This is a genomic window from Streptococcus sp. k-628 (assembly GCF_013277475.1).
Classification (GTDB): domain Bacteria; phylum Bacillota; class Bacilli; order Lactobacillales; family Streptococcaceae; genus Streptococcus.
This window is the reverse complement of sequence record NZ_VMMZ01000037.1, coordinates 5343-12465: the sequence shown is the minus strand read 5'-3', so window position 1 is coordinate 12465 and position 7123 is coordinate 5343. Positions and strand designations below refer to the sequence as shown.

Below are 7123 nucleotides of genomic sequence, written 5' to 3'. Positions count from 1 at the left end.
CATATATCTACGGCAAGGCAAAGCTGACGTAGTTTGAATTTGATTTTCGAAGAGTATTAGAAACATTTTATAAAGACCACCAAGTTAATCCCTTCATCTCACCTGAATATGATTTGAATGCTTGGCTCCTAAATCCCAAGCGAAATATCAAGGATTTTAAGAAAGATATCTACTAATTTTAGTTTATAAAATATGAATCAATAGATTCTAAATAGGGGAATAATTTAGTTCTATAAAAATTAACTTCTACACCTACAACGCCTATTCTGACAGACTTTGTAACAGTCTAAGAAAAAAAGTAGAGATTCATACAGTATCTAGATTTTTCAAAAATTCTTTATCATCAAATATTATTAACGAAACTATCCAAACCAAATCCGATGCATTACTTCAAAGAATTCTTTAGTTATTTGACTATCAAGGGCTTTTATTAAAAAATTTTTTCAAATAATTGCCACCTTGGCACATAAATTCTTGCTTTCTAAATTTAAATGTGATATATTTATAACATAAAATTTAAGTGTTATATATTTATAACATAAAAAAGGAGTCTATCATGAAAAAAAGTCAAAAAATGCGTGGCCTCATTGCAATGATTGCCGTAGCTCTCTTTATTGATTTTATTGTTTTATTTGGTTCTAATCTTAGTTGGGGACCCAAGTTAGTTATTACTGGTATTTCAGTACCAGGTCAAATTGTAGCTATTTGGAGCTGGCTACATAAGAGTCAGAAAGGTAAGGGAAAGATTATTTTTGACTTGTCTGCTAAGCTTTACACGATACTTATATTTGCAGCAAGCATTTTTTATACAGTAGGAATTTGGATTGCGACCCCAAGCGTAAGTTCTGGTATTAAAGAATGGATTTTGGGAATTATCCTCGTTATTGAAGTGATTGCATTTGGTTTTTTCTCTTTAAAAAATGTCAAGGAAACTCCGGACGAACGCTTTTATGCTAATTTAGCAAAGGCAGCTAGCTTGATGTTGGTTTTTATACTAGGCACACTGATGATCCTAGCAGTTATCATTGGGTATATGGGGCCTCTCACTCTTTACATGGGACAGATATTTATTAGCATAGCTGCCTTGATTTGCATCTTTGCGGTTGTCTATTTTATCTTGGAACGGAAAGGATAAGCATGGCCAAAGAAAGCAAAATTATTACTAATCTCAAATCTGTTCGTGAGTCCACAGGCATGACCCAGCAGGAGTTAGCCGACCTCATCGGCATGCGACGCGAGACAATTCTGCACTTGGAAAATAATCGTTACAACCCTTCGCTGGAAATGGCTCTTAAAATTGCTCAAGTTTTTAATCTGAAAGTAGAAGACCTCTTTGAACTCAGACAGCAAGAGGAAGCATAATTCTTTTCGAGACCTAGTATTAAGTTCATTGATTAATTAGGAATTGAATCCAAAAGAAAAAATCCTTTGAAAATGTGCTCTTTTAAAATATGGTAATTCTTTCGAATTAACCTTTACTAATTGTGATGCTTTACGAGCCTTCTTAAGATCTGGTTTCCTAAATACTTCGAGTACACTTATGGCATTGATGCCTCTAAACAAGCTACTTTCTGATTGGCTTCCTCTTAAACTGTCTTGTCACTAACATTTGAAATCCACTTCCTTTTAGGGTACAATGGTAGAAATAAATTTTTGAGAGGAATAGAATGAAAAAACTAGCAACCCTTCTTTTACTGTCCACTGTAGCCCTAGCTGGATGTAGCAGCATCCAACGTAGTCTGCGTGGCGATGACTATGTGGATTCCAGTCTTGCTGCCGAAGAAAGTTCTAAAGCAGCTGCCCAATCTGCCAAGGACTTAAACGATGCTTTAACAAATGAGAATGCCAACTTCCCTCAACTTTCTAAGGAAGTTGCTGAAGATGAAGCCGAAGTAATTCTCCACACAAGTCAGGGCGATATCCGCATTAAACTCTTTCCTAAACTCGCTCCTCTAGCGGTTGAAAACTTCCTCACTCATGCCAAGGAAGGCTACTATAACGGCATTACCTTCCACCGTGTCATCGATGGCTTCATGGTTCAAACTGGAGATCCAAAAGGGGACGGTACAGGTGGTCAGTCTATCTGGCATGACAAGGATAAGACAAAAGACAAGGGAACTGGTTTCAAGAACGAGATTACTCCTTATCTCTATAACATCCGTGGTGCTCTTGCTATGGCTAATACTGGTCAACCAAACACCAATGGTAGCCAGTTCTTCATCAACCAAAATTCTACAGATACCTCTGCTAAACTCCCTACAAGCAAGTATCCAAAGAAAATCATCGAAGCCTACAAAGAAGGTGGAAACCCTAGTCTAGATGGCAAACACCCAGTCTTTGGTCAAGTGATTGACGGTATGGATGTTGTAGATAAGATTGCTAAAGCCGAAAAAGATGAAAAAGACAAGCCAACTACTGCTATCACAATCGACAGCATCGAAGTGGTGAAAGACTACGATTTTAAATCTTAAAAACCAAAAAATACAGTATCCACATTCGGTACTGTATTTCTTTTATCCTCATTTTTAAGTTAGATTATTAAAATCCCAGATTTGGTCCATCCAGCCTTCATAGAAGTCTGGTTCGTGGCAGACCATAAGAATAGATCCCTTGTATTCTTTGAGAGCACGTTTGAGTTCATCCTTGGCATCCACATCCAAATGGTTAGTCGGCTCGTCCAGCACTAAAACGTTGTTTTCACGATTCATCAAGAGACAGAAACGAACCTTGGCTTGTTCCCCACCTGACAAGACCTGAATTTGGCTTTCAATATGCTTGGTTGTCAGACCACAACGGGCAAGGGCTGCACGAACTTCTGCTTGGTTGAGAGCTGGAAAGGCATTCCAAACAGCCTCTAGTGGTGTTTGACGATTACCGCCTTCTACTTCCTGTTCAAAATAACCGAGTTCTAGGTAGTCACCGCGTTCCACTTCCCCAGCGATTGGTGGAATAATACCCAAGAGAGACTTCAAGAGAGTTGTTTTCCCGATACCATTGGCACCGATAATAGCAACCTTTTGATTGCGTTCAAAGGTAAGATTTAAGGGCTTGGTCAGAGGTCGATCATAACCAATCTGCAAATCTTTTGCTTGGAAGATAAAGCGTCCTGGTGTACGAGCTGGTTTGAAATCAAAGGATGGTTTTGGTTTCTCACTTTGCAGTTCGATAATATCCATCTTATCCAATTTCTTCTGACGAGACATGGCCATGTTTCGTGTTGCAACACGCGCTTTGTTTCGTGCGACGAAGTCCTTGAGGTCCGCAATCTCTTTCTGCTGACGTTCGTAGGCTGCCTCTAGCTGAGATTTCTTCATAGCATAGACTTCTTGGAACTGGTAGTAGTCACCAGAGTATCGTGTCAACTGTTGATTTTCCACATGATAGACAATATTAATCACATCGTTCAGGAATGGGATATCATGTGAAATAAGGACAAATGCATTTTCATAGTTTTGGAGATAGCGCTTGAGCCAGTCAATATGCTCAGCATCCAAGTAGTTGGTCGGCTCGTCAAGAAGCAAGATATCTGGCTTTTCAAGGAGGAGTTTAGCCAAAAGAACCTTGGTTCTTTGCCCACCTGACAAAGAAGTTACATCTGTATCCATGCCAAAGTCCATGACACCAAGGGCACGCGCTACTTCGTCAATCTTAGCATCCAAGGTATAGAAATCACGACTCTCCAAACGGTCTTGAAGTTCGCCAACTTCTTCCATGAGAGCATCAACATCCGCTCCGTCTTCAGCCATTTCCATATAAAGGTCATTGATACGGGATTCCGCTTTAAACAGCTCATCAAAGGCTGTACGGAGCACATCACGAACAGACTGACCTTCTTCCAAGACTGAATGCTGATCCAAGTAACCCGCCGTCACATATTTGGACCACTCCACCTTTCCTTCATCTGGTAACATCTTACCAGTTACAATGCTCATAAAGGTTGATTTCCCTTCACCATTGGCACCGACTAGACCGATATGTTCTCCCTTGAGGAGACGGAAGGACACATCTTCAAAAATTGCACGGTCACCAAAACCGTGACTCAGATTTTTAACTTCTAAAATACTCATTTTAATTCCTTATCTTGTTTTTATGTAATTGTTTATAGAGGAGCCAAGCCAGATAGCCACCCAAGGTATTGGTCCACAAATCATCAATCTCAAAGACGCGATTAAAATCAAAGAAAAAATCTAAGACTAACTGCGTACACTCGATTCCAAGACTCACTAGAAAACTGAAAAGAAGAACTTTTTTTGTTTTCCGTAAATTTGGAAAGAGATAAATAAGTTGAAAGATCAGAGGAAAAAGCAAGAAGACATTGAGGATATTTTGTAAAAAAATCCAGCTTAATTGTCCCATATCACTCACTTCGCCCAGTTTCCAGAAAGAATTGAAAGGAGTCAAAAGAAAAACCAGGCGTCCAAGATGCTGAATACCTGGAGTTCCCACCCCCACGGGAGAATGTTCTTGAGGAGTAAAGCAAAAATAGACAATGCAAATGCTATAAAAAATGACTCCCCAGATCAAAACATGATTATAAGTCTTCTTCATCATTAAGGATTGACTGCTGCGACTGCTTTCTGGCGGTCACGTTTCATTGTATTGGAACGCAATTGTCCACAAGCTGCATCAATATCTGTACCATGCTCTTGCCGAACCACACAGTTGACCCCTTTTTTCTTAAGCGTATCATAGAAGGCCAACACGCGCTCTTTGGGACTACGGCTATATTGGTCATGTTCACTAACTGGGTTGTAAGGAATCAAGTTTACATAAGACAATTTCTTGATGTTCTTGAGCAATTCAGCCAATTCCAAGGCTTGCTCTACACCGTCATTGACTTCATTGAGCATGATGTATTCAAAGGTCACACGACGATTGGTTGTTTCGATGTAGTACTCAATAGCCGCAAAGAGTTTTTCAATCGGAAAGGCACGGTTAATCTTCATGATGCTTGAACGCAACTCATTGTTAGGTGCGTGAAGGGAAACGGCAAGATTGACCTGAACTCCTTCATTAGCAAAATCACGAATTTTATGGGCCAAACCTGAAGTTGAAACCGTGATGTGACGAGCACCGATAGCCATTCCCTTGTCATCATTGATGGTACGAACGAAATTCAAGACATTGTTATAGTTATCAAAAGGCTCACCGATACCCATGACAACGATATGGCTGACGCGTTCATCCTGACCACGCTCATCAAAGTATTTCTGAACCAGCATGATTTGCGCTACGATTTCTCCATTATTAAGGTCGCGTTGTTTCTTGATCAAACCAGAGGCACAGAAGGTACAACCGATATTACATCCGACCTGAGTCGTCACACAGACTGACAAACCATAGTGTTGACGCATGAGTACTGTTTCAATCAACATACCGTCAGGCAATTCAAAGAGATATTTAACTGTCCCATCAGCAGACTCTTGCACGATACGCTGTTTCAAGGGATTAACCACAAACTGGTCATTAAGCTTAGCAATCAAATCCTTGGAAAGGTTGGTCATTTCTTCAAATGACTGGACACGTTTACGATAGAGCCATTCCCAAATTTGGTCTGCACGGAATTTCTTTTCTCCCTGCTCCAAAACCCATTCCTGCATGGTTTGACGTGTTAAACTATAAATTGACGATTTCATTTCTACTCCTTATTCTCTACTCACTTCTGACGAATGACAAAATGACGTTGTCCCTTGTCCTCTTTCTGAGAATGCTGGTCCTTCTGACGACGTCTATTTTTCTTATCTGCATTCGGCTTTCGTTTTGTTTGAGTCGGTTTCTTTCCTTTTTTAGAAGGTGTTTCTTCTTCCTTCTTACGCATTTTCTTATCAAATGATGCTCGCTTAGGGGCTTCATTTGATAAGACAAAATAGGCACAACCATAACTACAATACTCTAAAAGGTAGTCTTGTAAACGACTGATTTTTTCAAGTTTTTCTTCTGTTCGATCATCCTTGTAAAAACCTCGTAGGCGAAGCTGTTCGTTGCTCCAGTCTCCCACGATATAATCAAACTTGGTTAAGACTTCTGAAAAACGCTGATTAAAAGCCGTCACATCAAAGGCATCCTTGATATTTTCCACCAAGGAAAAAGCTATCCCTTCCGTTTCGACCTTGTCCCCATGTAAATGGAACTCAGGACCAGGAAACTTGTTATAGTTGTATAATTCAGGTGCAATTTCTTTTCGCATAGATATCCTTTTTTCACGATTACTTAATACTTTATTCTACCATAATTTCTAGCAGTTAGCACGTTTCTCATAAAAATGAAAAAAGTCTGACGATTTTGTCAGACTCGAATCATATGACCTAAAAAAGAGAAGAACTATTCTTCCCTCCATATACCATTATTTAGCGGCTGCGTACAATTCATCTACTTTGTTCCAGTTGATTACTGAGAAGAAAGCTTTGATGTAGTCAGGACGCACGTTGCGGTATTTCACGTAGTAAGCATGTTCCCAAACGTCCAAGCCCAAGATTGGTTTTTTACCTTCTGAGATTGGTGTGTCTTGGTTTGCTGTTGAAGTCACTTCAAGTTTCCCTTCTTTGTTGACAACCAACCATGCCCATCCAGAACCGAAACGAGTTGTTGCTGCTGCAGTGAAAGCTGCTTGGAACTCTTCAAATGAACCAAATGTTGCATCGATTGCTGCTGCAAGTTCTGCTGAAGGAGCTGTTTTCTCAGGAGTCATCAATTCCCAGAAAAGAGCATGGTTCAAGTGTCCACCACCATTGTTAATAAGCGCTTGACGGATATCAGCTGGGATAGATTCTACATCAGCAAGCAAGGCTTCAAGGTCTTCACCAATTTCAGGGTGTTTTTCAAGAGCTGCATTGGCATTGTTGACATAAGTTTGATGGTGTTTGTCATGGTGCAAGTGCATTGTTTCCGCATCGATGTATGGTTCCAAAGCGTCGTATGCATATGGAAGATCTGGTAAGATAATAGCCATCTGTAATACCTCTTTTTCTTTCTATATGAAAATGATAACGCAAACATTCACTTTTTTCAAGTTTTTTGCTTATAGATGAAGAAATCACTGAAATACTTTCTAATAATACTCTTCGAAAATCTCTTCAAACCGCGTCAACGTCGCCTTGCCGTAGGTATATGTAACTGACTTCGT

General features: G+C 39.8%; 8 protein-coding genes. 3 read left to right on the top strand and 5 right to left on the bottom strand.

The features are described 5' to 3' along the window. Positions 1-556: 556 nt before the first annotated feature. From HT730_RS05085 to HT730_RS05075, 3 genes are all read left to right on the top strand, one after another. A complete protein-coding gene (locus HT730_RS05085; protein ID WP_050242391.1) occupies positions 557-1135 on the top strand; it encodes a hypothetical protein in 579 nt (192 codons plus the stop codon). A 2-nt stretch (positions 1136-1137) separates the two neighbouring features. Further along, on the top strand, positions 1138-1362 hold the full coding sequence (locus tag HT730_RS05080; RefSeq protein ID WP_049532384.1) for a helix-turn-helix transcriptional regulator: 225 nt from the start codon (positions 1138-1140) through the stop codon (positions 1360-1362). A 305-nt stretch (positions 1363-1667) separates the two neighbouring features. Next, on the top strand, positions 1668-2471 hold the full coding sequence (locus HT730_RS05075; protein WP_173306999.1) for a peptidylprolyl isomerase: 804 nt from the start codon (positions 1668-1670) through the stop codon (positions 2469-2471). Between the two features lie 54 nt (positions 2472-2525). On the opposite strand, the gene HT730_RS05070 is transcribed toward HT730_RS05075, so the two are convergent. From HT730_RS05070 to sodA, 5 genes are all read right to left on the bottom strand, one after another. Beyond that, entirely contained in the window at positions 2526-4067 is a 1542-nt protein-coding gene (locus tag HT730_RS05070) for an ABC-F family ATP-binding cassette domain-containing protein (RefSeq protein WP_173306998.1), read from the bottom strand. A 1-nt stretch (position 4068) separates the two neighbouring features. Continuing rightward, on the bottom strand, positions 4069-4551 hold the full coding sequence (locus tag HT730_RS05065; protein ID WP_173306997.1) for a VanZ family protein: 483 nt from the start codon (positions 4549-4551) through the stop codon (positions 4069-4071). After that, positions 4551-5636, bottom strand: coding sequence for a 23S rRNA (adenine(2503)-C(2))-methyltransferase RlmN (gene rlmN / locus HT730_RS05060; RefSeq protein ID WP_173306996.1), 1086 nt, complete (start codon positions 5634-5636; stop codon positions 4551-4553). The genes HT730_RS05065 and rlmN overlap by 1 nt, the downstream gene beginning before the upstream one ends. A gap of 20 nt (positions 5637-5656) precedes the next feature. Further along, entirely contained in the window at positions 5657-6187 is a 531-nt protein-coding gene (locus tag HT730_RS05055) for a YutD family protein (RefSeq protein WP_173217642.1), read from the bottom strand. A 156-nt stretch (positions 6188-6343) separates the two neighbouring features. Next, a complete protein-coding gene (gene sodA, locus HT730_RS05050) occupies positions 6344-6949 on the bottom strand; it encodes a superoxide dismutase SodA (protein ID WP_000974733.1) in 606 nt (201 codons plus the stop codon). Positions 6950-7123 lie beyond the last annotated feature (174 nt).